Genomic DNA, 25,285 nt, shown 5'->3' on the forward strand with positions numbered 1-25,285 from the left:
CGTGGCGGACGCCAACAGCCTTGACCACATCCTTCCCCGCAGCGAAGGGGTCCAGAGACGGGGGCAGCAGCGCAAGGAAGCGTTGCTGGAAGCGGCTGAGATCCTGATTGCCGAATGCGGGCTGGACGGGCTGTCCATGCGTGAGCTTGGACGCAGGGCCGGCCTGCCCATCGCCTCGATCTATCATTATTTTCCGTCGGCGCAGGCCATTGTCCTGTCCCTTGCCGTCAAGCAACTCAAGCATATCGAGAGCTTCACAAACGAATTCCTCAGCGATGCCAACCCGACAGACATGACCGCCGAACAGTTGGCAGAGCTTGCCACCAAGGCTGTCGATGCTCTGGCAGAACGGCTGGCCCGGACACCGGCGGCACCAGCCATATGGAACGCCTTGCGCTCCACCCCCGCTCTGCGGAACATCGACCGCAACGATACGCTCAATCGTGCGCAGGTGATCGTTCCGTTCATCGCCTGCCTCCGCCCGCATGACACGGCTGAAGAACTGACCCGGCTGGCGGTCATATTTCTTGAATCGACCATCATCAACGTGATGTTTGCGCTTGAATCGCCAGAGCCGATGCGTTCTAAATTTCTGGCATCCCTACGCGATTACGTTGCCTGCACATTGCGCGGCTTCAAGCAGTCCTGAACGCTCAGGACGCGTCCTGTCGCACCATGTCGCATTGCGCCGCGCGTTCGCGCAGCTTTTCGAAGAACGAATAACGGTTCCACGACAGCTCATGTATGATGCGCTCTGAATCCGATTCAGGCTCCTCGATCAGCCATTCGATGGCCGCCGTCACCAGTTCCACATCCAGCCTGAGGGCGATCCGGAGCTGGTTGTCGTCCAGCCCGACCTTTACTACCTGCATCAGACGGTCAACGACGCGCTCGCGCGAGTTGACGCGCACCTGACGCAGAACCGGCGTCGCACGCATGGCCCGTATGATCCATATGCCGCCCGCATGGCTTTGCGTGATTCGGACCATTTCCCGGATCAGGGTACAGAATTTCTCGTGCACTTCATCCGTGGACGTGGCTTCGAGACCGCCCTGTTCGATCCATGCAAAAAGGGCCTCGTCCTGGGCTTCCATCAGGCGTTCGCCCATGGCTACCAGCAATGCGTATTTGTTTGGAAAATATCTGTACAGCGCAGGCGGGGTTACCTGGGCATGCAGGCATACGCGGTTGGTGGAGAACTGTTCCAGCCCGACCTCGGCCAGCAGTTCTCCCGCAGCGAGCAGGAGAGTCTCATAAGTCTGCCGCGAGCGGTCCTGCTGCGGGGCAGACTTCTGCTTCAACTTCACTTGCCTGGGTGCGTTCCTCATGCCCTCCCTGTATCATAATAACGGGACCCGAATATAGGCACTCCTCGGTTGCGCCATGCGCAGGCGTGTCAGTGGTCGACCATTTTGCGCAAGATGGCAAGTTCGGGTGGTGCGGTCAGTTCCGCTTCACACTGCCGCAGCGCTGCGAACGATTCATTGGCTGCCGCGATCGTCTGCGCGATGTCGTCTTCGGTCATTGCGTCGTTCAGGAACATGTTGTGCCACGGATGCACGTAAATGCCCCGCGCCAGCATTTCCGTCGTCCAGCGATATCCGAGTCGCATGTCGGGATCGCCTTCGAAGAGAAACAGCGGCATTTCAACCGGGCCGGTCTGCTGGAACGCATAACCGTGCCGTGTCGCGACCTCGTCCAGCCCGGTCCGCAGGGCCTCCCCAAGGCGGGACAGTTTTTCCAGATAGGGCGTTTCGCGAATCAGCCGCATGGTGACGTTCGCGGCTGCCATGGCGGCGGCCCCGTACCAGTAGGAGCCCGTGACATAGATGCTTGCCGCGGCTGCGCGCAGCCTGTCCGAACCCAGCACGGCAGAAAGCGGATGCCCGTTGGCCAGCACCTTGCCCCAGGTCGAAAGATCAGGCGCGACCCCGTTCAGCGTCATGGCGGAATCACGGGAAAGCCGGAAGCCGCACCGGATTTCGTCGGCAATCAGCACGGCATCCAGACGATCGCACGCGTCCCGGGCCAGACGCATGTAAGCGGGGTCGGCCATGGCTTGCGGTGCGAATGTGTCATGCTGGAACGGGGTTACGAAGATTGCCGCCAGATCGTCTCCCGCTTCATCGATCGCGGCCTGCAGGCTTGCGGTGTCGTTATAGTCGCAGAAAATCTGATGCGCCGTATCTTCGGCGATCACACCATGTCTGATCGGCGTGCACCATGACGCAGAACCATGATAGGCGCGCCGCGCGCGGATGATCTTTCGTCGGCCTGTATGGGCGCGCGCGATCATCAAGGCGATGGAGGACGCATCTGTTCCATCCTTGCAGAACATCGCCCAGTCGGCGTGGCCGATCATGCCCGTCATGTTTTCCGCAAGATCGACCATGGCCGGGCCGGGTCCGGTCAGCACATCCCCCGCCTGCATCTGTTCCACGAAGGCCGCATTGACTTCGGGCTGGCCGTAACCGAACAGGTTGGGGCCGTAGGCACACATATAATCGAGATAGCGGTTTCCATCGGTATCCCAGACATACGCCCCTTCTCCGCGCGCAAAAAACTGCGGCACACGGCCGGTCGGCAGGAGCATGGTGGAAAGATGGCCATACATCCCGTTCGGGATGACCTTGCGTGCACGCGCGCGAAGCTGCTCGTCATGATGGAGGGGATAGGAAATCAGGCTGTTTTTCATTGTAATATCTCTATTTCAGACGAAAAGACGTTTGGAACGACCAGGAAGGTCCTGGCGCGAAACTGCTGCGAGGGTAAGAAGCAAGGAGATGACGAACAGCGCCATGTCGGCCTCGAAGGCATATCCAAGACCCGATTGCGTCACGAAGGCCGACGTAATCGCGGGGCCGAGCGAGGACCCGAACAGCTGCGCGCTTGAAAGCTGCATGGACGTACGTCGTGACGGATCAATGTCGATCAGGAACTTGACCTGAAAAGGCAGCGCCATCATCCACAGAAATCCGAAGAGACTGATCGATGCGACGTAAAGCCACAGAGAAGGCGTGGTGCCCAGCGCCCAGGTGACGGCAAGCATTCCGATATCGGCCACCATGAGCATGACAACGGCCGGAAGCTTTCTTTCCAGAACCGTTCCCATCGCGCTTCCAAAAATCTGGGCGAGAAGAACGGTGGATACGGCGCTGCCGATAACATAGGCGTTCAGCCCGGAAATTTCCCCGATCCGTTCGACGAACACCCACAGCCCCATGATGCCTGCCGTGTAGAACAGGCAACCTGCAAGGCCCGTCCACCCCTGGGGGCGTATCTTTCCCCCTGCGTCTTCCGCATCTTCATGAAACTGCACGAGGGGCGAAAGTGCCGATGGAACAAGGGCAATGGCTGGAACGGCGCATAGGGTAAGAATACCCATGGCAACGAACGCGCCGCTGACACCGAACGAAGGCATGATCGTGACCGATAGAAATTCAGCGACAACAGCCTGCCAGATCGTCTGCACGGCAAGAAAAATGCCACTGACGCGACCGGGTGATACCGAGCGGGTGCTGATGCATATCACCAGCCAGACCAGTATCCCCGACGCCATTCCGGCCACGCCGCGTGCGATGTCGATCATGAAGCCTGTACCGAACCCGGTTAGTCCATCCGCCAGGGCCAGAACGGCGCAGGCTGCGCCGGCCCAGTATCGCAGATGCATTTCCCGAAGATAGCGGACAGACAGAAAGATCGTGAGCCCCAGTGCAAGAAGCTCAACCATCGACAGGCGTCCAAGCTCACCGGCGGTAATGCGATGCGCGCTGAGAAGGCCGTCCAGCACAAGGGGTTGCACGCCAAGCATCAGCAGGGCGGCGGAGCCAAGCACCATGCCCCCTGCAATCTGCGTGCGTGTGACCAGGGGCGGAAGTTCAGGAGCCATTGAAGAATCTCCGTTCGACATCGAAGGATGCCAGCATATATTTGTATTCAGAAAGTATAGTTTGCTTCCCCACCGAAATATCGCGGTGTTCCAACAACTTCTTCAAGAATTCCCAGCCCGCTGGAAAGGTTACTCATGAAATTGAGATATTTCTCACCGGTGAGATTCTTGCCAATGAAGGAGATCTGCAGGTTCGGCTTGGCCAGGGCATAGGTGATCTTGCCGTTGAACAGCCAGTAGGCGCGCTGCGCCACAAGCGGATTATTTGTGGAGTCGAAATATTGATGGCTGCGATAGGAGGAGTTCAGCATGAACTGCAGATCATCACCGTTCTGGAAGGGAACATGATACATTGCAAGCATCGTGGCTGTGATATGCGGTGCATTCGGCAACTGGTTTCCGCGATAGCTCACGGCGGAGGGCGTGCCGGCCCCCGCGGTGAAGCGACCGAGCTGCGCATTGAGGAAACTCACGTTGAGCTGCATCGTAAGGCGGGGAATGGGCGTCAGGTCGAATTCGGACTCGACCCCCTTGATCTGGGCCCGGGGCGCGTTGCCGAGCGTGCTGAGCGCAACGCCGTTGGAGCCGGGGATGAGATTATAAATCTGCTGATCACGATAGCTGTTAAAGAAACCCGCGGCATTCCAGCGGAGCCGGTGGCGCAGGAAATCCGCCTTGAAGCCGACTTCGTAAGCCGTAACGTATTCCGGCTTTACGGGACGGAGCTGATAGGCTGCATTGACAGGATCTATATCCAGAAAACCGCCGTTAAATCCGCCACTTTTGAAGCCTGTTGAAATACTGCCATATGCCATGATCGCATTCGTGAACTTGTGATCGATCGCCACACGCCATGACGCGGCGCGGTTCGTCAGGTTTTCCTGGATCGAATAGAGCGGCGTTCGCGCGGGCATGACGCCGCCTTCCTCGATTGACGCCAGCGTGTAGTCGTTGAATGCCTTGTGTTCATAGGTCAGGCGCCCGCCCAGGGTCAGGTGGGTACGGTCTAGAATCTCGTAATCCACCTGGCTGAATGCCGCGACGGATTGGGTAAACTGCCCGTTGATCGTGCGGGTGGCCATCGACGTGCCGTCTCCGGCTCCCGCCATACCCAGTATCTGGTCGAGATCCGTCAGTTCGTTAAGGGACTGATCCTGTTTCAGATGTTCGTTCAGGTAGTACAGTCCGACAAGCCAGTGATAGCGCCGTCCCGACCCATTCACACGAAATTCCTGACTGATATCGGTCGAACGCACACCGTAATCGATTTCAAGAATCTGGTTGGGACCGGCATCGGTATCTTCGGGATGAATTTTATGGCTTACTTCATAGCCGGTCAGGGACGTCAGGGTGAAGGGGCCGGGTGACCATTCAAGCTGAACCGAGCCACCCATGGCATTGATCCACAGCGGCCGGTCCCTGTTGTAATATCCTTTGTAGAAGCTTTTTGAGCCATTATAGCCATACAGATCGGTACAATGGCCCGCTGTTATGGCGGAATTGGAACATGTATCGCCAAAAGCACCGTTGAAGGTACCGACATTACGGTATTCATCGGGCCGACGCGAGACCAGGCCGCCATGGAAGTTGAACAGCAAGGTAAGATCATCCGCGGGTTTTGCCTTGATTTGCCCGCGATAGGCGAGATCGTTCGCGCCATTTGTCGTATTGTTATCGGTCAGGTCGCGGAAATATCCGTCAGAATAGTTATAGTTGATGGCAACACGCCCATCGACGCCATCGGCAATCTTGCCATTGAGAATACTTGTCATGGACACCGAATTCCATGATCCGTATTCGATATCCTGATTGGCGTAGAATTTGTCTGTGGGCTTCGCCGTGACATAGCTGATTGCGCCACCGGTCGTGTTCCGACCGTAAAGGGTGCCTTGCGGTCCTTTCAGAACCTCCACACGTTCCAAATCGAATGTCTGAAATGTCTGCCCGGCGGGAGAGGCCTCATATATCCCGTCTACATAGACGCCGTTTGGGCCTGCATTGTTCGTATTGGTGTCGTTCAGGCCGATCCCGCGTATTGCGATAAGGGGCTGGTTTCCCTTCCCGGACGGCATTGCAATCTGCACATCCGTAAGGTGTGACGCCAGGTCATCACTGGATTTGAGATTGAATTTTTTCAATGTCTTGGCGTCAAAGGCCGTAATGGAGATCGGAATATCCTGAATACGCTCCTGACGATGTTGTGACGTAACGACGACGTCCTCTATGGCCGGTGACGCTATTTTTGGTTCTGCTTTTGTGGCAGCAACCTCAGGGGCCTGCTGTGGCGTGCCCCGACTGGCGGTCGGCTTGGGGGTGTTTTTGGCCTTGTGCGGTGTCGATACTGTCGGCTTTTCCGTAGTTCGAGCTTCGCTGTGAGATGTTGCGAACACCAGAAGCGGGCCCAGAAAATACCAAGATGTGGTTGCTTTCATAACAATCGGCACTCCGGCAGGTTTTGGTTCGATCCCAGAACGATAGTCACAGCTACCGATACATTGCAAGCGGAATCGTTACGGATGCGGATGGAGTCGCACCGGTGGTAAAACGATGTATTCGTGAGCCTTGAATAGTTGGCTTAGGCGCAGTTGTTGGACCGCACCAAGAACTGGCCCGTGTCGAGGGGTCGGGATCAGACTTCCCGATCTGGGCGGGCCAGGCTGCCGGGCGTTCTTACGGCCAGGCCCCATATCACCCTTGCGGCGCTGTCGGCCGCCTGTGCAGGACACGAGGGTCAGGCCCCCCAATGGTGTCGCGCCAGGATGCGACTGCACGGGGCGAAGTTGACAGGCAGGGACCGCGGGATTAGGGCCGCGAAAATATTATCGCTGAGCGGGCGGTTGATGGAGCCCAGGCGGCGGGGCAGGTCCGTCACACTTTATGAAATCGATGGGAATTACTGACACGTGATTGATCAGGGAGGGAAAAGCCTCCCCGATCGGCATCGGCCCGATGCGGTGGCAGTTATGAATTGCGCTCGATCGCAACTGGCGCGACGGCTCCCCGACGGTGATCGCCTGCCTGTTCCCGCAGCGCCAAGTCCGAAACCTTTGCCGGTTGCGTAGTCGAGACCAGAGCGGGTGAGCTCGGAAGCGGCTGGCCTGCGCTTTCACGTATCTTCCAGACTGCAAGTCCACCGACGACGGCAGCAAGCATCATCCAGTAGGCCGGCATCAGCTTGTTCCCTGTGGCCGCTATCAGGGATGTCACAATCAGCGGGGTTGTGCCGCCGAACAGGGATACGGCGAAGTTATACGATATTGCCAGCGACCCGTTGCGTACCTCTGTCGAGAACAGGGCGGGCAGTGTGGATGGAACGACCGCTGTAAAGCATACGAAAGTGGCCGAGAGCAGAAACACGCCGCAGACCAGCATTACGCCGCCGGCCTGAAACATGAGAAAAGATGGAACAGACAGGAGAAAGAACCCAAAACACCCAGCGAGTAATATGGTTTTTCTACCCACCCGATCCGACAACGCTCCAACGAAAGGGTTGGCGAAGATCATTCCGACCATGATCATGAACGATACACTTAAGCCGGTTGATTCGTCGTAACCAAGTTCCACATGCAGATAAGTCGGAAGATACGTGAGGACGAGGTAATATCCGACGTTGATTGTAATGACAATTCCCGCGCATTTTGCAAGCTGGTGCCACTGTCCTGCGAATGTACGACCAAGCTGGCCCGAAGCAGTGCCCTCACCTGCCAGCGTCTCACGCTTTTCCAGCGCTCGGAACGCAGGCGTGTCCTCCAGGCTCTTGCGGAAATAAAGGCCCACGATGGAAAGAGGGGCCGCAAGCAGGAACGGGATGCGCCACCCCCATTCCTGCATGGTGTGGGTATCAAGCAATGTCATCAGGACCGCGACTATGCCAGCACCCAGGCTGAAGCCGACCAGTGTCCCAACTTCCAGCCATGCGCCGTAGAACCCCCGCCGCGTATCGGGAGCATATTCCGCAATGAACGTGGTCGCGCCGCTATATTCGCCTCCGGTTGAGAAGCCCTGGGTCAAACGGAGTAAAAGCAACAAGATGACAGAGAAAATCCCTATCGTTTCCGGCAAGGGAATGAGACCGATGCCAAGTGTGGCGCCCCCCATCAGAAGGATGGTCAGGGAAAGCACTTTCTGGCGTCCGATCCGGTCTGCCAGGGGGCCGAGAACTATTCCACCAAGGGGACGCGCAAGATAGGCGACGGCGAACAGGGCAAAGGCGTTTATCAACTGTGTCGTCTTTGTTGCCTGAGCGAAAAAGACCTGGCCCAATGTGCCCGCAATATAGAGGTAAACCGCCGCATCGTACCATTCGACGACATTGCCCAGGGCCGCGGCCGTGATGGCGCGACGCATCTCGCCACGGTTGATGATAAGCGAAGGCGGTTGCGCGCAAGCGCTGGACTGCGTTGAAAGAGGCGTTGACACTACGAACGTTTCTCCGTCCCGAGACATTTGAGAAGGCACTTTGGGCAAATTGTGGCAGCACAAGCCGTCTGATTTCCTTGGGTTCAATACGGTCGCCGTTCGGAGGTATCCTGCTTACACAATGACATGAACGAACACCTCGCAAACGTCTTTCATATTCCCGTTATTCGAAAGATGGCGCGGTCATCACTTTAATCATCGAATCCTGGCATGTGCATGAACGGGATAGGGACGATCATGGAGCGCGGGAACCGTCTTGCAAGGATGGGCTGTCACCAGGGCCCGCGTTTACGGCTCTTATTGAGCGGACGTTTCCAATGCGTGTCAATATACGAAAAAGATACGCAACGATTGACATCCCCCATCCAGGGGAGATTGCGCTTGATTATGATGGTGGTCGAGGTAGTGGCGGCCTTTGAAGAAAACGGGATCAGAAGGATGGGTTATTTTTCTCAACGAAAAAGTTTCTTTTCAATACAATGGCCTTTTCCACATGGCCCATACCTCTACGGCCTCTCAGAACGCCGCACCATGCTGGGGGACGGGCACATTAATTTAAGATTCTCTCAAACCAATGACGCAGAACTCTGATGTTTATCCAAGTGCGCAGGTGCCGCAGAAAGAACCGATCGCAGCAGACTGGCTGCTACAGCTACTCCCTTCAATTTGCAGGATAATGAACTGCGCAATATCTTCGACCCCGGCTTGAACGATATGGTCAGCCTTGCCTTGCGCTGCGGCATGGGAAACAGATCCGGTTTGCCTGGCCTTTTTCGGGTCGGGGAACGCTATAATCGAAGATGAGACAACGCAATGTCAGACAATACCTATTTTGACCAGAGCCGTCTCAGGGAATGGGCGCTGCGTTTTGCACGCTTTCCAAGCCAGCAGACGCATCGCTTCGAGATGGAGCCTGAGGTTCAGAACTTTCTGGGCGGGCCCGTCAACGAGATTTTGACGGAATGCGGCCTGCCCCATGTGCGCGACCGGATGGGGAATGTCATCGTCGATCTTGGCGGGCCCGAGGGCGCGCCCAGCCTGACGCTTATGGCCTATGCGATGACCCATCCCGCAAGCCGCATGGAACGCCCTTTTGCGGGTGAGGTTATTGACGACGGCGCGCGGCTGCGCGGTCGTGGCCTTTCGGAACAAAAGGGAGCGCTCACCGCCGCCATGGCCGCCGTGGCCGCTGCCAGGGATTTGCCCCGCAACTGCCAGCTGTCCCTCATCGTGACCTCGGCGGGCGAGACCGGTCGCCACGACGCGGCGCAGGTCGCGCTGGAAACCTTGGGGTATATGCCCGACGCTGCGGTCATCGTGGTGGGCACGGGAAGCCGGCTCGCCCTCGCCAACAAGGGCCGGATCGACATCGATATCACCGTGCGTGGCAAGGTCGCCCATTCCTCCACCCCATGGGCCGGGGTCGATGCCATTACCGGGGCCCGCAAGGTGCTCGATCGGGTTATGGCGCTCGATGTGCGTGGGTCGGAACATCCGGGCCTTGGGCATGCCACGCTCACCGCGACCGCGATCCGTTCCTGGCCGGAGGCCACCCATACCATTCAGGACGAGGTCCGCATGACCTTCGACCGCCGCCTGTTGCCTGGCGATGACCCGGATGCGGCGTTCGATGCCGTGGTCGATGCCGCCCGGATCGGAGCGCCATGGCAAGTTGAAGCCGCCCGCGGCCCGCATATGTTCCCCGCCGAAATCAAGGCGGACGGGCCGATGGCGCAGGCTATCGCCGCCGGTTGCGCGTTGATGGACGTGCCGGCCCCCGAGCCGTTCTATTCCAATGGCTCGCTCGATGCCGGCCTGTTTCATGCAGCGGGTTCCGAAGCCGCGATGTGGGGCCCGGGCGACATGAACCTGTGGCATTCGAACGAAGAAAGTATCGGCCTGGATGAGATCGAAGCCGGGGCCCGCGCCTATCTGGGGCTGATCCGCAGCTTCGGGGCCTGAACACCCTGCGTGAGGGATCACGCGGGGGCTGGACATTGATGACACGGAAATATCGGAGCGATAATGTCTTTCCCTTATGCGCCGCTCAAACTGGGTTTGATCGGCTGTGGCGGAATGGGGGCGCGCCATGCCCGTGCCGCTTGTGAAATGTTCCAGCGCGGCTGCAAGGCGATCGAACTCGTGGCGATCTGCGATTCAGACCCCGCCAAGCGCGCTGCCATAAGCAGGATGGCGGTGGCGAGCGCCATGCCCGCCCCGGCCGAGTATGAGACGGTTGAGGCCATGCTGGCCGATACCCGCATGGAGGCGGTGGATATCGTGCTGCCGACCTCGCTGCACCACAAGGTGATCCTGGCTGCATTGGCCGCGGGCAAGCATGTGCAGGTTGAAAAGCCGCTCGCGCTGACAGTGGCCGCCTGTGACCTGATCGTGGAAGCGGCTAGGCACAGCGGGCGCGTGGTCTCGGTTTCCGAGAATTTCCGCCGCATTCCCAGCAATCGCGCGCTTGCGGCACTGCTGAGGGGTGGCACGCTGGGGCTGGTGCAGACCATGGTCTCACGCTGCTTCGCCTCCCCCGAACCGCCGGTGAAAGCGGGCGAGCCGGCGCGGGTGAGCCCGCAGTGGTACCGTGACCGCACCCGTGCGGGTGGCTATCAGGTGCTGGAAATGGGGGTTCATGAAGCCGATCTGCAACAATACTGGTTCGGCCCCGTCGAGACGGTCATGGCGCATACCGGCCGTTACCCGTCGCACAAGGCGGTGGCGTGCAATGCCAGCGAAGACATAATGAACGCCACTTTCGGCTTTGCGGGCGGCATGGCCACATCGGTGGTGTTCGGCGCGATGATGCGCGGCGTATCGGTCGAAGACAGGCTGTTCGTGACCGAGGATGCGGTGGTCCGGAGCGGTGCTTCGCACGCCTGGCAGAATGGCAGCCTTGTCCGGGCCGATGGCTCGGCACTGAGCGCTGAAGACGCCACCCGGACATGGCTTGACGGCCTGAGTGCGGAGCAGCGCGCCCTGCTCTTGCCGGAAGGAGCGTGGGACAGGCGAACCGTCTTGTCCGACCCGACCGATCCGCTCACCTATGGTGTCGGTGTGGCACTTTACGATTTTGCCCGCGCGGTTCGTGGCGGTACCTCGCCCGAGATCTGTGCCGATGTGGCGCGCAGGGCGGTGGCGGTTTGCTGCGCGGTCATGGAATCCGACCTGCTGCGCGCCGAGGTAGCCGTGGCCGATGTGCTCTCGGGCAGGATATCCGCAGCGCAGGCCCCGCTCAACACCGCACTTGAACTGGCCTGAAGCGCGCTGTGGCGTACGGAAAAGCTCCCGCACCTTGAAGTGCCGGAGCTTTTTCCATTCCCGGGAGGCGGCTCAGCTACGGCAACTGTCAAACAGCCGGGCGAGAAAGGCCTCATACAATGCGAGTTGCGAGCCTTCGATGAACTCGTCAGGCACATGGGCCTGCGCGATGGAGCCCGGCCCGCAGATTATCGTGGGAATGCCCGCACCTTGCTGGAACAGCCCGCCCTCCGTGCCGAACGCCACCTTGATCACCTCATGGTTGCCGACCAGCCGCGTCATGGCCTGCACGATGGGGGCATCAATCGGGGTCTCTACCCCCGGAAAGGCCGCAATCGGCGTGAAGACGATATTCGCCGCTGCATCGACCGCCCGCATCTGCGGTATGAGTGTCTCTTCCGCATAGCGGCGCACGTCGGCCACCAGCGCGGCCGGGTCATCCTGGGCAATGGTGCGGAATTCGAACTCGAACCCGAAATGCTCGGGCACCATGTTAAGCTGCGTGCCCCCAGCCGCGACCCCCACATGGGCGGTGGAATGCGGGGGATCGTACATGGGATCCTGTGCCTGCCGGGCCAGCTTGCGACCGATATCCTGAATATAGACGATCAGCCGGGCACCATATTCGATGGCGTTGACGAATTCGGGCGCGCGGGCCGAATGGCCCGGTGTGCCGGTCACGCTGACCGCAACCGCCTGCTTGGCCTTGTGGCCGATACACAGGTGAAGCAGGGTCGGCTCACCCACGATGCACCCGATGGGCGGTGCCGACAGTTCGCGCGCGCAGGCCACCAGATCGTCCGCGCCGGTGCAGCCAAGTTCTTCATCATAGCTGAAGGCAAAATGCACCGGGCGTTCAAGCGGCAGCCGGGCAAGCTCCGGGGCCATGCCGATGCAGCAGGCAAGAAAACCCTTCATGTCACAGCAGCCGCGGCCGTAGAACCGGCCCGCTTTTTCGGTGAGTTGATGCGGCGGCACGGTCCAGTCCTGGCCCTCGGTCGGAACGGTATCGGTATGCCCGGACAGGACCCAGCCCGACACATCACGCGGGCCAAATGTTGCCCATAATGCGGCCTTGCCCGGCTGGTGCGGTGCGGGCAGCCGGGTGCACTGCGCCCCCAGACTGGTGAATTCCCGCTCGGCCCAATCAATCAGCGCCAGGTTGGACAGGGTGCTGGTCGTATCGAACCCGATCAGCGTCCGCAATGCCGCAACCGTGCGGGCCGAGGGGCGCGATGTCATATCCATCTCTTTGCCTTTCGTTCTGTCTGTCACAGATCCAGCACCAGACGCGCGCTGGTGGCGCGCGAACAGCACAGGGCGATCTGGTCGTTCGCAGCCTGTTCCTCCGCACTCAGAAAACTGTCGCGATGGTCAGGCGTGCCCTCCAGCACCGTACACAGGCAGGTGCCGCAGATCCCCTGCTGGCAGACCGTTTCCACGCTGATCCCCGCCTGAGCCAGCGCGCCGACAATGGAGGTTCCAGGTGGCACCTGTACGCTGCGGCCGCCTGAGCGGGCAAGAACCACCTCGAACCCGCCATCGGCCCCAGCGTGTGGGGAAGCGGAAGCGGAACCGAAGGCCTCGCGGTGGAGCGCTGCCGGGGCAAAGCCCAGGGCACGGGCGCTGGTCTCGATATGGTCCATGAAGCCCTGCGGGCCGCAGCTATAGACCTGCGCACCGGGGTTGGCCGCCAGCGCACCTGCCGCATCGAACCGGCCGGCCTTGTCCGAGGCATGGATCTGCACCCGGTGGCCAAAGGGCAGGGTCGCGATATCTGCTGTAAACGCCGCGTCCCCTGCGCTGCGGATGCAGTAATGCAGCGTGAAGGGCTGGCCCCGCCGGTGCAGCACATGGGCCATGGCCAGCAGCGGCGTAATACCGATGCCCCCTGCCATCAGCAACACTGGACCTGCCCCCGGCGCAAGCGGGAACAGGTTGCGCGGTGCGCCAACACGGATCTCCTGCCCGGCGGCAAAACGGGCATGCAGCGTTTCGGACCCCCCGCGTGAGGGCCGGGCACGCAGCACCGCAATACGATAATGCCCACGTTCTGCCGGATCGCTGCACAGCGAATACTGCCGCACCAGACCGGGTTCGATCTCCACATCGATATGCGCTCCGGCCTCAAAGGCAGGCAACTCCGCCCCGTCCCTGGCACACAGGTCGATAACCAGCACCCGGCCGGCCTGCAATCGCGCTGCCACGATCACCGCGGCAATATCTGTCCCGGTCACCCCCAGTCCCCCCTTTTGGCCTTGCATGGGGTTGGTTCTATCCGAGCCGGCTGCTTTGGTCGTTTGGCATTTATGCCGCGCTTAGTTTTAGATCCTGTAATCCATCCCAGTCGACCGAACCCACGTCACATGGGAAGTTATCAAACTGAATGCCTATATGATTTCAATTTCTGCGGGCCTAGGGGCACTGCTAATATCGTTTCATCAAGTCTTATGCCTGTTCGCCGGGAAGCCGGATCAATGAAAGATCGAGCCACGATGACCCACCATGAACGCATTGCCCCCCTTGCCGAACTCCAGGCCAATGTTTCGGTGCCGTTTGCCCAGGCGCGTGCGATGCCGCGCAGCGTCTACCTTTCCCAGGACTTCCTTGATATCGAAAACCGCGACATTTTCGGCAAGGAATGGCTTTGTGCCGGTCGTGCCTCGGCGCTGGCCAAACCCGGTGACTATCTGACGATGGAGATCGCAGGCAAACCCGTCATTGTCGTGCGCGATCGTGACATGACGCTGCGGGCATTTTCAAATGTGTGCATGCATCGGATGTCGACCCTGTTGCAGGGATCTGGCAACACCCGCGCCATTGTCTGCCCCTACCACGCCTGGACCTACAGCCTCGACGGGTCGCTGCGCGGCACGATGGCCATGGAGCAGAACGAGGGGTTCTGCAAGGATCACTACAAGCTGCCCACATTCCGCTGCGAGGAATGGCTGGGCTGGATCATGGTGAGCATCAACCCCGATATCGAACCAGCGGCACAGAAATTTGCCCATCTGGGCAAGCTGGTCGAGCGCTACGGCATGGAAAATTACGTCCAGGCCTTCAGCGAGACCATGGAGTGGGACACCAACTGGAAGATCCTGGCCGAGAATTTCATGGAAAGCTACCACGTTCCGATCTGCCACCGGAAGACCATCGGCCCGCAGGTCTCACTCGACGAGGTCGAACTGGAAGAAGGCCACCCCACCTATAATTACCACTGCTCCCTGAAGGGGGAGGAGAATTACCTGGCCCTGGCTCACCCCGACAATACCCGGCTTGAGGGGGAAGACCGGCGGCGCACCTATATCATTTCGCTTTATCCGGGGCTCTTCATCTCGCTGTCGCCGGGTTATTTCTGGTATCTCTCGCTCTATCCCATCGCTCCGGGCAAGGTGCAGGTCGTCTATGGCGGCGGCCTGGCGCCCGAGTTCATTGCCGATGGCAAGTCCGCAGAGCATTTCGCCGCGCTCAAGAGCTTGCTCGACGAGGTGAACGAAGAAGACAAGGGTTGCACGGAAAAGGTGTTCAACGGCCTTCGCGGCGGGCTGGCGGAGCCGGGGCATCTGTCGCATCTGGAACGGCCGAACTACGATTTTGCCAAGTATATCGCCTCCAAGCTCACGGCATGATGCGCCAGCGCCCGGCGTGGGGGGCTCAGCCCCTGCCGCGCGCGGGCGTTTGCAGGAATGGCGGGGCAGGTTCTTTCATATCGGCCTCGTTCACCTGCCCGAGGATAAGCGGCACCAGCGCCTCCATGGCGAGCGAGGTGCTGGCCGTGCTCGGCAGCACGAGGCAGTGATGCGAGCTCTGTTCCAGATCGGGTGCGTTGATCATGTGCAGGGTGCCGCTTTTTACCCGCTCTTCGGCAATGTATTCGGGCAGTAGACCAAGGTAGTTCCCGCTCAGCAGCAGGCAGGTCATGGCTTCCATGTTGTTGGCCGTGGCACGGATGTTCATTGACTGAAAACGCTCGGCATCGGTCCGCCCCCAGTAACTGCGCAAAATGAACGGGTACGGGGCAAGGGCCGCAGTGTCCTGCACTGCCGTAACGCCATAGAGCGGATGCCCCTGGCCGCAATACACCCGGTGTCGCTCGCTCATCACCCGGTGGAAGGCCAGCCCCGCCACAGGCCGCACGAAGGTGCTGATGGCAGCGTGCAGTTCCCCTTCCAGCAGGCGTCTTTCAAGCTGTGTGCGGTCGTCCACCATAAGCTGGACCTCGACATCGTTGTCGAGCTGGTTGAAGTCACGCAACGCTGCCGCCAGGGGCATGTGCGGATGCATCATCAAGGCATCGACCATGCCCAGGCGAACCTTGCCGGTCAGCCGTTTTTTCAGGGACAGGATATCGTTGAAATTATCGTCGATGGTGTTGAGCAGTCGCAGCGCCCGCTCATAGGTGGCCTTGCCCCGATCGGTCAGTTCAAAGCCCGCCCGGCCGCGCTGGCAGAGTTTGAAGCCAAGGCGGCGCTCAAGTTCGCTGATATGCAGCGAGATGGTGGAAGTGGACGTATCGAGCACGCTTTGCGCCGCCGCCAGCCCCCCGCATTCCGCCACCGCCCGGAACACGCGCAGCAACCGCACATCAACATCGGCTAAACGCCCCATGACCCGATCTCCGTAATGCCCAATAATGACGTCGATAATGTATATTTGGGAAAATTAAAACTGAATCGACACATATTTGATAGATTCAGAAGTGTGCCCCTGCCGCTATGCCCCACCCTTGATGCCCCGATAGACAAGCCCATAGCCACAGGATCGCCGCGTGATCTTGCAATGGCCGCCCTTGTCTCCGTGCGGCTGGGCCGCATCATCGGCAAAGAGTATTCGGCACAGTTCTGGAGCAACCTTCCCGGCCCTGCTGCGTAGACAGCACACACACAGCCCCGCGCCGTGTCTTGAAAAGGCAGCATGCGGCGTAACAGCCTTTTTTAAAGGTTATCGCTGGCGGCAGGACTCTTCACCAAAAATGGGGCAAGCCGCCTGACCTCCGCCACATCCCGATCACCGGAGAACGGCCAGCACCGCGCCCTCTGAATGACCGTTCCTGTGGCTGAATTGCCGTCTTGGAACAGGGAGACGAATCATGAAAGCACTTGTATGGCACGGCAAGAGCGACATTCGCTGTGAAAGCGTTGCCGATCCGGTCATGGAAGACAGTCGGGACGCGATCATACGGGTGAGCGCCTGCGCCATCTGCGGATCGGATCTGCATATCTTTGACGGCGTAATCCCGGAAATGCAGCATGGCGACGTGCTGGGCCACGAAACCATGGGCGAAGTGGTCGATGTGGGGAAAGACGCCGGCAACCTGAAAGTGGGCGACCGCGTGGTGGTCCCCTTCACCATCGCATGTGGGGAATGTTTCTTCTGCAAGCGGGGTTTTTACTCCGGATGCGAACGGACCAACCCGGATCGGGCCAAGGCGGAGCGGATGTGGGGTCATTCGCCGGCCGGGCTGTTCGGCTATTCCCACCTTCTGGGCGGTTATGCCGGTGGGCAGGCGGAATATCTGCGGGTTCCCTACGCCAATATCGGGCCGATCAAGGTTCCCGAGCAATTGACCGACGAGCAGGCCCTGTTCCTGTCGGACATTTTCCCCACCGGTTACATGGCGGCCGAGTTCTGCAATATCCAGCCTGGCCAGACGATTGCCATCTGGGGCTGTGGGCCGGTGGGACAAATGGCAATCCGCAGCGCGTTCCTTCTGGGCGCCGAACGGGTCGTTGCCGTCGATACCGTTCCCGAACGGCTGGCCCTGGCCCGGGACGCCGGGGCCGAGACGATCGATTTCAAGACAGAAGATGTCTATGATCGCATCCAGGCTTTGACCGCCGGCCGGGGCGCCGATAGCTGCATCGATGCCGTCGGCACCGAACCAGACACATGGAGCGCTGCCGAGGCGGTCGTGGACCGCATCAAGACGGCGACCTTCCTTGGCACCGACCGACCGCATGTCCTGCGGCAGGCCATCCTGTGCTGTCGGAATTTCGGCACCGTTTCCATCGTAGGCGTCTATGGCGGCTTTTTGGACCAGATCCCGATGGGCTCGGCGATCAACCGGGGCCTGACGTTCCGCATGGCCCAGACACCCGTCCAGCATTACCTGCCTATGCTGATGGACAGGATCGTCAGGGGCGAAATCGACCCCTCTTTCGTCATCACGCACCGCGCCACGCTGGAAGAAGGACCGGACCTCTACAAGACGTTCCGTGACAAGCGCGACGGATGCATCAAAGTCGTCATGACACCATAAGGACAGCCCTCGACCCCATGCAGGATCAATGAACATCGTCGCGAAGGGCTGCCGCGAAACCGCCAGCCCTATTCGACAAAGAACCCTGATTACTGAAGCATTACTGCTGGATGCCTTTCGATACCTTCATGGCCGGAAGCAGGTGCTCAGACCCATTGCGCGTTGCGTCCCGACTTATGACACCTTCTGGCGCCCAAGCGCCGTCAGTCAGGCTTGTGGTCACGTTGGGTTTCATCGGACATCGGTGCCGGCGCACGTGTTATGGACTCAGGGGCGGCTGGTTTCTGTTTTGAAGCAGGGTCCGATTTCGGTGAGATATTGTCCACTCTTACATTGGAATTATCTTGCTCCTTTGTGGAGCGCGGCGTCGTTTGTTCCTGTGAACTGGCACGATTGTTTTTCGTTGGCTTCGAGACCGATGGGGGAGGAGGGGACTTTGGCACAACGAATGGCTGTGCCATGGCCAGTCCCGGCAAGGCGAGCGCTGCCGCTATCAGCAGCAATCCACCCGGGCGATGCCCGCGTCCAGCCCGTTGCCATCCGCGCGTTATTTCCTTGGAAAATAATTTTATATTTACGAAATCTTTATGAACGAAACTCATGACACGATTCTCCTCTTACCCCTGGAGGAACGGCAGCGTGCCTGCCGGGGTTCCGATTATTCGTCAATAAATTTCCCTGATTTTACTCGAAGGCAATTCGCTCTACCGCGGCTCTGGCACTACACACAACAGGAACCGCCGGACTGCCATTCTTTCCTGTTATTTTTCATAAAGTTCTTTATTTCTTCGTATTATATCGCATTTTAATGCCCCATTCCGACATAGGAAAGGGTGATTGTTTCTTTTGCTTCATTTCTAGAAAAATTTTGAATTTTATTTGGCTTTTTTGAAACTTCCTATCCGACGAATGGTTTCTTGTAGGTCGGTCGAATCACCGGCCGTCTTTATCAACAAGAAGGAACAGGATAATGGCAAACCAAGGCGGTAGCCATGAACAGCATGTTAAGGCTGGTCAGCAGAGCCACAAGAACAGTACTGCATCGTCGGACGATCATACCGGCGAGAGCAGTTCCGGCACCCGCGGTGGCACGCATGAGCAGCATGTCAAAGCCGGGCAGCAGAGCCACAAGAACAGTGCTACATCGTCGGACGATCATAACGGCGAAGGCAGTTCCGGCACCCGCGGCGGCACGCACGAGCAGCATGTCAAAGCCGGGCAGCAGAGCCACAAGAACAGTACTGCATCGTCGAACGATCATAACGGCGAAGGCAGTTCCGGCACCCGGGGTGGCACGCATGAGCAGCACGTCAAAGCCGGACAGCAGAGCCACAAGAATACCTGATCTGGTGCCAGAGGGCGGGGGCTCACGTCTATCGTCGAGCCCCCGCCCGAAGGCCACATCTCCAGTTTAACGCCTGGTCCGGCCAATCCGGCAGGGAGTGGTTTTTACGTAGCTCTCAATTCCGCCGTGGCGGGGAGCATTGCCCCGAGGCCCTTGGGCGACGAATGCCATGTCGCCCTGCTGGAACCCAATACAACCCCTGAACACAGACAATGTGACAAACGATCGGATTGTGCATGTCCTTTCCAACATGTAGTGGGAAAGGAACAGTCACATTATCGACCGCTGATCCAGCTTACCGCCGGACCAGCCAGACGATCAGCGACAGCACCACACTGACCACAACACAGGTTGCAACCGGCGCGTAGAAGGTAAAATTCTGCCGCTGGATCACAATGTCGCCCGGTAGTCGTCCCAAGTGTAGCCGAGCCAGGAACGGCCAAAGCACCCCGGCGAGTACCAGCACAACACCGAGAACGATCAGGGTTTTAGACATAAAGTGCCTTTAGCGTTGAGCAAGCTGGCTTTCGAGTTTCTTCTTCTCTGCCGTCAGCGCGTGGACATGCTCCGGGTTGTCCTTTTCCGCCCGCGCCAGATCGCGTTCCACCTCTTTCAGCCGATGGGCGAGGCTCGCGGCCGAGGGTTCGTGATGTGTCGTCATGGTCTTGCTCCTATTTCCTGTCCAGAATCTTGCGGGCAAGGATCACAAGGTCGGATTTCTCCATTCCCTCGGGATTGTGCCGGGCCTTCTTCGCGATCTCGCGTTCCAGTTCCGAGGCATGTTCACCGCCCTTGAGCACGAAATCGGCCAGTTCCGTCACCTCAGCCTTCGTCAGCAGCTTGGGCTCCCTGACCGCCCGCTCGGCGAGGGCATGCAAACTGCGCGTTTCATGGGGAAGCTTGTCGGTCATGTCGATCCCGTCCTGTTCTGGTCATGCATTTTCAATCTAGACATGGGGACGCGCTCATACGGATTACAGGACGACTGACGCGGAGCAGCAATGCGCACGAGACGATCAGGGGGACGTTCTGTGATGGGGTTGCTGCAATCTGCAAACGATCTCTGCCATGGATTATGCCAAAGCGCCCACCTCATTCGTTGGAGATCACCGTCCAGTGCTTGGGTATGGCTTCACTCCTCCCCGTATCCTTGGGACATTAAACGGCTGGAAGGCCATGCCGAACGCAATATGCGGATTGTTCCACGAAACTGGCATCTGGAAAACGCATATCCGCTCAATCCGACGCCATATTGCGATTTGTTCGCAATATTATTAGTATCCTGTTCCGCCTGTGTACGAACGGCGCGCGAGGAGAGAAGGTAGCTGAACATGACAGGTTCCGGTTCCAGAACCTGGCCGGAAATATTCTCTGAGCAGAGACCCGGCCTGTTACGCTTCCTGCGCCAGAAACTGGGCAACCGTGAACTTGCCGAAGACCTCACTCAGGACGTGTGGGTCAGGATTGCAAGAGGTAGCTGCGCCATCATGCCGGACAATCCGGCGAAATACCTCTATCGGATTGCCACCAATCTTGCGATTGACCATCTGCGGCGCGCGCGTCACAGCATCGAAATTCAGGCAGACGATCTTCAGACGGAAAATGTTGTCTGTGAAACTATTTCACCCGAAGACGCCGCGATCCAGCGTGACCAGATTGAACGCCTGCGCGCGGTGCTCGATACCCTTCCCCCACGCAGTCGCGAGATTTTCATGCTCGCAAAATTCGAGGGACTTTCTTACCACAAGATTGGCGGCATGCTCGGCATGACCCGACACATGGTCATGAGCCATATGATGACTGCCCTAGCCGCCGTGGAAGATGCATTGGAACCACCATCAGGCGAGCCCGAAAAATAATTTCTGTTTCTTCTCCCGTCCCTGCTCGCCATCCGTCTTTCTGTATAGAAGACCGTTCATGCCGCCTCTATGGCTGGACGGAGACCATCGACAAGATCTTTGCCGGATATCCAGAAAGACCACGAACACCATGACGCAACATACATCCGACGCCCAGATCCGGCAGGAAGCGCGCCAATGGCTGGTGGTCCTGAATGACGCCGATACAACGGATGAAGAAAAACGCGACTTCGCATTATGGCTCAACCGGGGGGAAAGGGAGAAACAGGCCTGGGAACGCGCAAAAGGTGTGTGGTCTCGCCTTGATGATCTTGCGCCAGCGCTGACTATACCACCGCCAGCCGAAAAACCTGTTCAAGCGGCTAATGACACGGGCTCATCCCGGATTACCCGCCGCCGTATGATAACCGGGGCAGCCGCGACCGTTGTTGGAATGGCCTCTGGCGGCAGCTATCTCCTGACCCACCCCGAGGTCTTTGCAGACCACAGGACGGGCATAAGCGCGGGCAAGACCGTAACGCTGGCGGACGGCTCGCTCGTAGAACTCGCCCGCAGTTCGGCGATCTCCGTTTCATGGTCACCGCAGGCCCGGCATATTACCCTCCATGAAGGAGAAGCCCTGTTTACCGCCCGGCACGACCCCTTACGACCGTTCATTGTGAACGCGGGCCCTGCTGTGGCACAAACAGCAGGCGCCAAATTTAACGTGAACCGTCTGGACGACACCACTTTGGTGACGGCCATAGAGCGTGAACTGACCGTCACCCCGCCATCAGGGGGCATTCTGTTGACGGCAGGTCAGCAGATACGTTGCATGACGGATGGCGCCCAGGGGCCATTTACGGTGGACACGGCTTCCGTCCTGGGCTGGCGCAATGGCCGGATTGTCGCTGACGGCATGAGACTGGCCGACCTGACGACAGAACTCTCACGCTATCGACGGGGCCGTATTCTCATCACGGGAGCCCGTCTGCGTAACCTTCCCGTGACAGTAGTACTCGACGCCAGCAATCCCGACGCTGCGCTTGACACGCTTGCCGGGTCGCTTCGTCTGCGCGTTCGGCATTTCACGCCCTGGCTTGTCACCCTGTCCGCCGCAAGCTGACCGACATCTAAAAAAATCACAAAAAAACGTCTCACCGCCGACCAGTGCCGTTCGTCGTCCGTCTTTAACAATAGGTGCGATTTTTTCGCATTTGCATATGATGCCGGGCACTGCCCCTTACACAAGGACGACGGTAAGAAACCATGCACCCAAAGATCGCGACGGCCGGTGCCGATCTGCTCTCCACAAATCCCAGAGAAAGCGCGATCAGAGCGCCCCTCGCGACGTTTTCCCTGCTGCGCATCCTTGGCCTGACAACGGCGCTCGCATCCATTGTCATCGCCCCCCTGCGGGCAGCAGCCGATACCACGGCCCCCACGGCTGCTGTCGAGCAGAAATTCACGTTGAATATTCCTGCTCAGAAGCTGTCCTCGGCACTCGTCGCTTTGTCGAACGCAACAGGGACACAACTCGCCTACAGCACACAGTTGAGCGATGGCCTTCGCTCATCGGCTCTTTCCGGGACAATGTCAGTCCATGCTGCCCTGGCGCAAATTCTGAACGGAACTGGCCTGACTTACCGGCTCAACGGCAATACAATTTTACTCTTCAAGACGTCGTCTACCATAACCCTCGGTCCCGTCCGTGTGGGAGGAACTGTTGCACACCAGGACCCGACCGGGCCCGGCTCCGGTTACGTTGCTGAAAATACGATGGCGGGCACCAAGACCGACACACCGATTATGGAAATACCAAACTCGATTAATGTTGTTACGAAGCAGCTTATGCAGGATCAGCAGCCGCAAAATGTGGCTCAGGCACTTCGCTATTCCCCAGGAATAATGGCCGAGAGTGAAGGAACATATGGAAACGGTTCTGCGCATGGGGCTGATACAGGCATTATACAGCGCGGCTTCAGCACATCGCAATTTGTCGACGGTTTGATGACGAATTCCGTCAGCGCGGGAGAGACAGCATTTTTGGAGCGCATTGAGGTCGTGAACGGGCCTGCTTCGGTCATGTATGGTCAGACCACACCTGGCGGCATGCTGGCGATGAGCCTTAAAAAGCCAACGGATACACCGTTACGGCAAGTGTCTGTCGGGTTTGGGAATTGGGGTCGTTATCAAGCAACTTTCGATGTCAGTGACAAAATCACACAATCGGGCAATGTCCGCTACAGAATTGCTGGAATAGGTGTCACGCAAGGCACCCAGACAAACTATGTCGACTACCACCGCGTAGGAGTAATGCCTTCAATAACGTGGGATATTGATAGGAATACATCTTTGACTCTTCTGGGTATGTACATGTACACACCTGGCGAAGGTGTTGCGAGCCAATATCCTCGTATTGGAACTTTATCTCCCGGGCCTTATGGTCAAATCTCCCGCAGCACGTTCTTTGGAGAACCAAATTGGAACAAGATGGGTGACAAAGATGCTATGTTTGAATATCAGTTCAAGCATAGTTTTAATAAATATATAAATTTTAGCCAAAATTTCCGATGGGAAAATAGTGACCGACATCAGGAGACGACTTACGTAAAGACTGGGGCACTAACACCGACAGTCGTTCCCTTGCAGCCGATGAATTATTACACAAACACAAACACAGTAGGGATGGACGCCAGGCTTTTTGGAAAATTCAACATTGGGTCCGTTAATAATACGTGGGTAGTCGGGTCAGATTTTAGGCAGTATCATTACAATTCTCATTATCTATATGATTATACCACGACACCGTCCGTCAATGTCTATGACCCATCCTATCGTTATATACCATGCTACTCATGGGATCGTGCAGGCTGCCAGATCATGGGGTCAGTCTATAATACTCAATATTTTCAGGAAGGCGTGTATTTTCAAGATCAGATAAAGTGGAAAGGGCTTTCTATTCTTGTGGGGGGAAGGCAGGATTGGGTTAACATGAAATACACAGGAGATTCCACGTCTTCAAATCAGAATGCGAACAACGTCAAAATAACTCAAAATTATTTAAATACTGACAAGCCGCAACCTCAGTCAGCTTTTACGTGGCGAGCAGGGATTATCTATAATTTTAACTTCGGTCTCGCTCCGTATTTCAGTTACGCGACGTCTTTCATCCCACAGATTGGTCAGACCGATTATCAGGGGCACCCATTTGCACCGTTGGCGGGTAAACAGTTGGAAGCTGGCCTTAAATATAAAGTTCCGCAAAAAGATATCATGTTAACAGCGGCTGCATTTCATATCGAAGAAGATAATTATCTTATTAGCGATCTTGCGCATACTGGCTACAGTACAAACGCCGGACGCGTCCGGTCTCAGGGATTCGAAGTCTCTGCAAATGCAAATATTACTCAAGATTTGCGAATGATCGCTTCATATAGCTACACCGATATACGGTATGCCAAAACGAACAAGACAGCCAAGAGATATGATCTTGACACGTCTTCCTCCTATGGGGCGGCAGTTTCTCAGGAGGGAATGTCTGTCCCGTATGTTCCAAGAAATATGTTCTCATTTTTTGTAGATTATACGATCCATTTTGGAAGATTAAAAGGATTCGGTATTAATTTTGGCACCAGGTACACCGGATTTACGTACGCAGATAGCGTTGAATCATTCAAAACTCGCCCATATGTTTTGTTTGATGCTGGAGCGCACTATGATTTTGGGCAGGCTTTTTCCGCTTTAAAGGGATTAAACGCACAACTGGCAATGTCGAATTTGGCCAACACATATTACGAAACTCAGTGTTCCAGTTCTGTCTGTTATTTAGGGCAAGGACGTCGCGTGTATGGAAATCTGACATATAACTGGTAAAATTTTACCAGCCGAAACTTCGGTGCCTTTCCCCGTTTGAATTCAACACCTTGTCCCCCGCCTCGAGGCCAAAGTCGAGGGTAGACTTGCTGCAAGACGCGTTGGTTTGCCCCCGGTAACATTCCAGGGGCCAGCCATGCCTAATTCGTCGACACTGCGCAACAGGCGTGGGTTTTCCCTGCAACATCCATGAGATCGCTACGCTGCCAGCTTTCCTCCGGGACCGGCACAACTATTAGCCTCTCCTGAACGATGGAATACAAAAATGCCCGTCGTGATCTTCTACCCTCTCGTTTTCTGTAGATCGGTCCAGCCGGTCCGGTTCGCCGGTGATCATATCTGCCCGCAGCACTTCTTCGCCGGGCTATGGATGCGATGGACGTTGGTGCGCAAGC

The 25,285-nt window shown here is 57.8% G+C and carries 22 protein-coding genes; 10 read left to right on the forward strand and 12 right to left on the reverse strand.

Annotated elements, in window-relative coordinates:
- Position 1: 1 nt before the first annotated feature.
- Positions 2-649: a TetR/AcrR family transcriptional regulator gene (locus J2D77_RS10320; protein ID WP_207846197.1), complete on the forward strand. Its 648-nt coding sequence runs from the start codon at positions 2-4 to the stop codon at positions 647-649.
- 4 nt (positions 650-653) lie between these two features.
- Here J2D77_RS10320 and J2D77_RS10325 read toward each other — a convergent pair whose 3' ends face one another.
- From J2D77_RS10325 to J2D77_RS10345, 5 genes are all read right to left on the reverse strand, one after another.
- On the reverse strand, positions 654-1,301 hold the full coding sequence (locus tag J2D77_RS10325; protein ID WP_207846198.1) for a TetR/AcrR family transcriptional regulator: 648 nt from the start codon (positions 1,299-1,301) through the stop codon (positions 654-656).
- A gap of 95 nt (positions 1,302-1,396) precedes the next feature.
- The gene (locus J2D77_RS10330; protein WP_207846199.1) at positions 1,397-2,695 is read right to left on the reverse strand and encodes an aminotransferase class III-fold pyridoxal phosphate-dependent enzyme; all 1,299 of its coding nucleotides are present in this window, start codon (positions 2,693-2,695) and stop codon (positions 1,397-1,399) included.
- A gap of 15 nt (positions 2,696-2,710) precedes the next feature.
- Complete coding sequence (locus J2D77_RS10335; protein ID WP_207846200.1) at positions 2,711-3,889, reverse strand: MFS transporter; 1,179 nt, start codon at positions 3,887-3,889, stop codon at positions 2,711-2,713.
- Positions 3,890-3,936: 47 nt separating this feature from the next.
- Positions 3,937-6,321, reverse strand: coding sequence for a TonB-dependent receptor (locus tag J2D77_RS10340; protein WP_207846201.1), 2,385 nt, complete (start codon positions 6,319-6,321; stop codon positions 3,937-3,939).
- 529 nt (positions 6,322-6,850) lie between these two features.
- The gene (locus J2D77_RS10345) at positions 6,851-8,308 is read right to left on the reverse strand and encodes an MFS transporter (protein WP_207846202.1); all 1,458 of its coding nucleotides are present in this window, start codon (positions 8,306-8,308) and stop codon (positions 6,851-6,853) included.
- 351 nt (positions 8,309-8,659) lie between these two features.
- On the opposite strand from J2D77_RS10345, the gene J2D77_RS10350 reads away from it, so the two are divergent.
- From J2D77_RS10350 to J2D77_RS10360, 3 genes are all read left to right on the forward strand, one after another.
- Positions 8,660-8,899 (forward strand): hypothetical protein, encoded by a 240-nt coding sequence (locus tag J2D77_RS10350; protein ID WP_207846203.1) that lies wholly within the window; start codon positions 8,660-8,662, stop codon positions 8,897-8,899.
- 222 nt (positions 8,900-9,121) lie between these two features.
- The gene (locus J2D77_RS10355) at positions 9,122-10,270 is read left to right on the forward strand and encodes a M20 family metallopeptidase (RefSeq protein WP_207846204.1); all 1,149 of its coding nucleotides are present in this window, start codon (positions 9,122-9,124) and stop codon (positions 10,268-10,270) included.
- A gap of 63 nt (positions 10,271-10,333) precedes the next feature.
- Positions 10,334-11,572, forward strand: a complete 1,239-nt coding sequence (locus J2D77_RS10360) for a Gfo/Idh/MocA family protein (RefSeq protein WP_207846205.1) — start codon at positions 10,334-10,336, stop codon at positions 11,570-11,572.
- A gap of 72 nt (positions 11,573-11,644) precedes the next feature.
- Here the strand turns inward: J2D77_RS10360 and argE are convergent, their stop codons facing one another.
- On the reverse strand, positions 11,645-12,814 hold the full coding sequence (gene argE, locus J2D77_RS10365) for an acetylornithine deacetylase (protein WP_207846206.1): 1,170 nt from the start codon (positions 12,812-12,814) through the stop codon (positions 11,645-11,647).
- Between the two features lie 29 nt (positions 12,815-12,843).
- Entirely contained in the window at positions 12,844-13,809 is a 966-nt protein-coding gene (locus J2D77_RS10370) for a PDR/VanB family oxidoreductase (protein WP_331000098.1), read from the reverse strand.
- A 240-nt stretch (positions 13,810-14,049) separates the two neighbouring features.
- On the opposite strand from J2D77_RS10370, the gene J2D77_RS10375 reads away from it, so the two are divergent.
- Positions 14,050-15,201: an aromatic ring-hydroxylating oxygenase subunit alpha gene (locus tag J2D77_RS10375; RefSeq protein ID WP_207846208.1), complete on the forward strand. Its 1,152-nt coding sequence runs from the start codon at positions 14,050-14,052 to the stop codon at positions 15,199-15,201.
- Between the two features lie 25 nt (positions 15,202-15,226).
- On the opposite strand, the gene J2D77_RS10380 is transcribed toward J2D77_RS10375, so the two are convergent.
- Entirely contained in the window at positions 15,227-16,180 is a 954-nt protein-coding gene (locus J2D77_RS10380; RefSeq protein WP_207846209.1) for a LysR family transcriptional regulator, read from the reverse strand.
- Positions 16,181-16,661: 481 nt separating this feature from the next.
- Between J2D77_RS10380 and J2D77_RS10385 the strand changes: the two genes are divergently transcribed.
- Complete coding sequence (locus J2D77_RS10385) at positions 16,662-17,831, forward strand: zinc-dependent alcohol dehydrogenase (RefSeq protein WP_207846210.1); 1,170 nt, start codon at positions 16,662-16,664, stop codon at positions 17,829-17,831.
- Between the two features lie 203 nt (positions 17,832-18,034).
- Here J2D77_RS10385 and J2D77_RS10390 read toward each other — a convergent pair whose 3' ends face one another.
- The gene (locus J2D77_RS10390; protein WP_207846211.1) at positions 18,035-18,433 is read right to left on the reverse strand and encodes a hypothetical protein; all 399 of its coding nucleotides are present in this window, start codon (positions 18,431-18,433) and stop codon (positions 18,035-18,037) included.
- Between the two features lie 368 nt (positions 18,434-18,801).
- Between J2D77_RS10390 and J2D77_RS10395 the strand changes: the two genes are divergently transcribed.
- Positions 18,802-19,176, forward strand: coding sequence for a hypothetical protein (locus J2D77_RS10395; protein ID WP_207846212.1), 375 nt, complete (start codon positions 18,802-18,804; stop codon positions 19,174-19,176).
- 295 nt (positions 19,177-19,471) lie between these two features.
- Here the strand turns inward: J2D77_RS10395 and J2D77_RS10400 are convergent, their stop codons facing one another.
- From J2D77_RS10400 to J2D77_RS10410, 3 genes are read right to left on the reverse strand one after another with little or no spacing between them, the layout of a single operon-like run.
- The gene (locus J2D77_RS10400; protein ID WP_207846213.1) at positions 19,472-19,672 is read right to left on the reverse strand and encodes a DUF2905 domain-containing protein; all 201 of its coding nucleotides are present in this window, start codon (positions 19,670-19,672) and stop codon (positions 19,472-19,474) included.
- Between the two features lie 9 nt (positions 19,673-19,681).
- Positions 19,682-19,837 carry a hypothetical protein gene (locus tag J2D77_RS10405; RefSeq protein ID WP_207846214.1) on the reverse strand — a complete coding sequence of 52 codons (156 nt, stop codon included), beginning with the start codon at positions 19,835-19,837 and terminating at the stop codon, positions 19,682-19,684.
- 10 nt (positions 19,838-19,847) lie between these two features.
- Positions 19,848-20,087, reverse strand: a complete 240-nt coding sequence (locus J2D77_RS10410; protein ID WP_207846215.1) for a hypothetical protein — start codon at positions 20,085-20,087, stop codon at positions 19,848-19,850.
- Positions 20,088-20,507: 420 nt separating this feature from the next.
- On the opposite strand from J2D77_RS10410, the gene J2D77_RS10415 reads away from it, so the two are divergent.
- The 3 genes from J2D77_RS10415 to J2D77_RS10425 all read left to right on the forward strand — a co-directional run bounded on the left by J2D77_RS10415 (position 20,508) and on the right by J2D77_RS10425 (position 24,890).
- Complete coding sequence (locus tag J2D77_RS10415) at positions 20,508-21,035, forward strand: RNA polymerase sigma factor (protein WP_207846216.1); 528 nt, start codon at positions 20,508-20,510, stop codon at positions 21,033-21,035.
- Between the two features lie 130 nt (positions 21,036-21,165).
- Entirely contained in the window at positions 21,166-22,140 is a 975-nt protein-coding gene (locus tag J2D77_RS10420; RefSeq protein ID WP_207846217.1) for a FecR family protein, read from the forward strand.
- Between the two features lie 143 nt (positions 22,141-22,283).
- Positions 22,284-24,890: a TonB-dependent siderophore receptor gene (locus J2D77_RS10425; RefSeq protein WP_207846218.1), complete on the forward strand. Its 2,607-nt coding sequence runs from the start codon at positions 22,284-22,286 to the stop codon at positions 24,888-24,890.
- Positions 24,891-25,285: the final 395 nt, after the last annotated feature.

Origin of the sequence: Acetobacter garciniae (assembly GCF_017377735.1) — a bacterium.
Lineage (GTDB): Bacteria > Pseudomonadota > Alphaproteobacteria > Acetobacterales > Acetobacteraceae > Acetobacter > Acetobacter garciniae.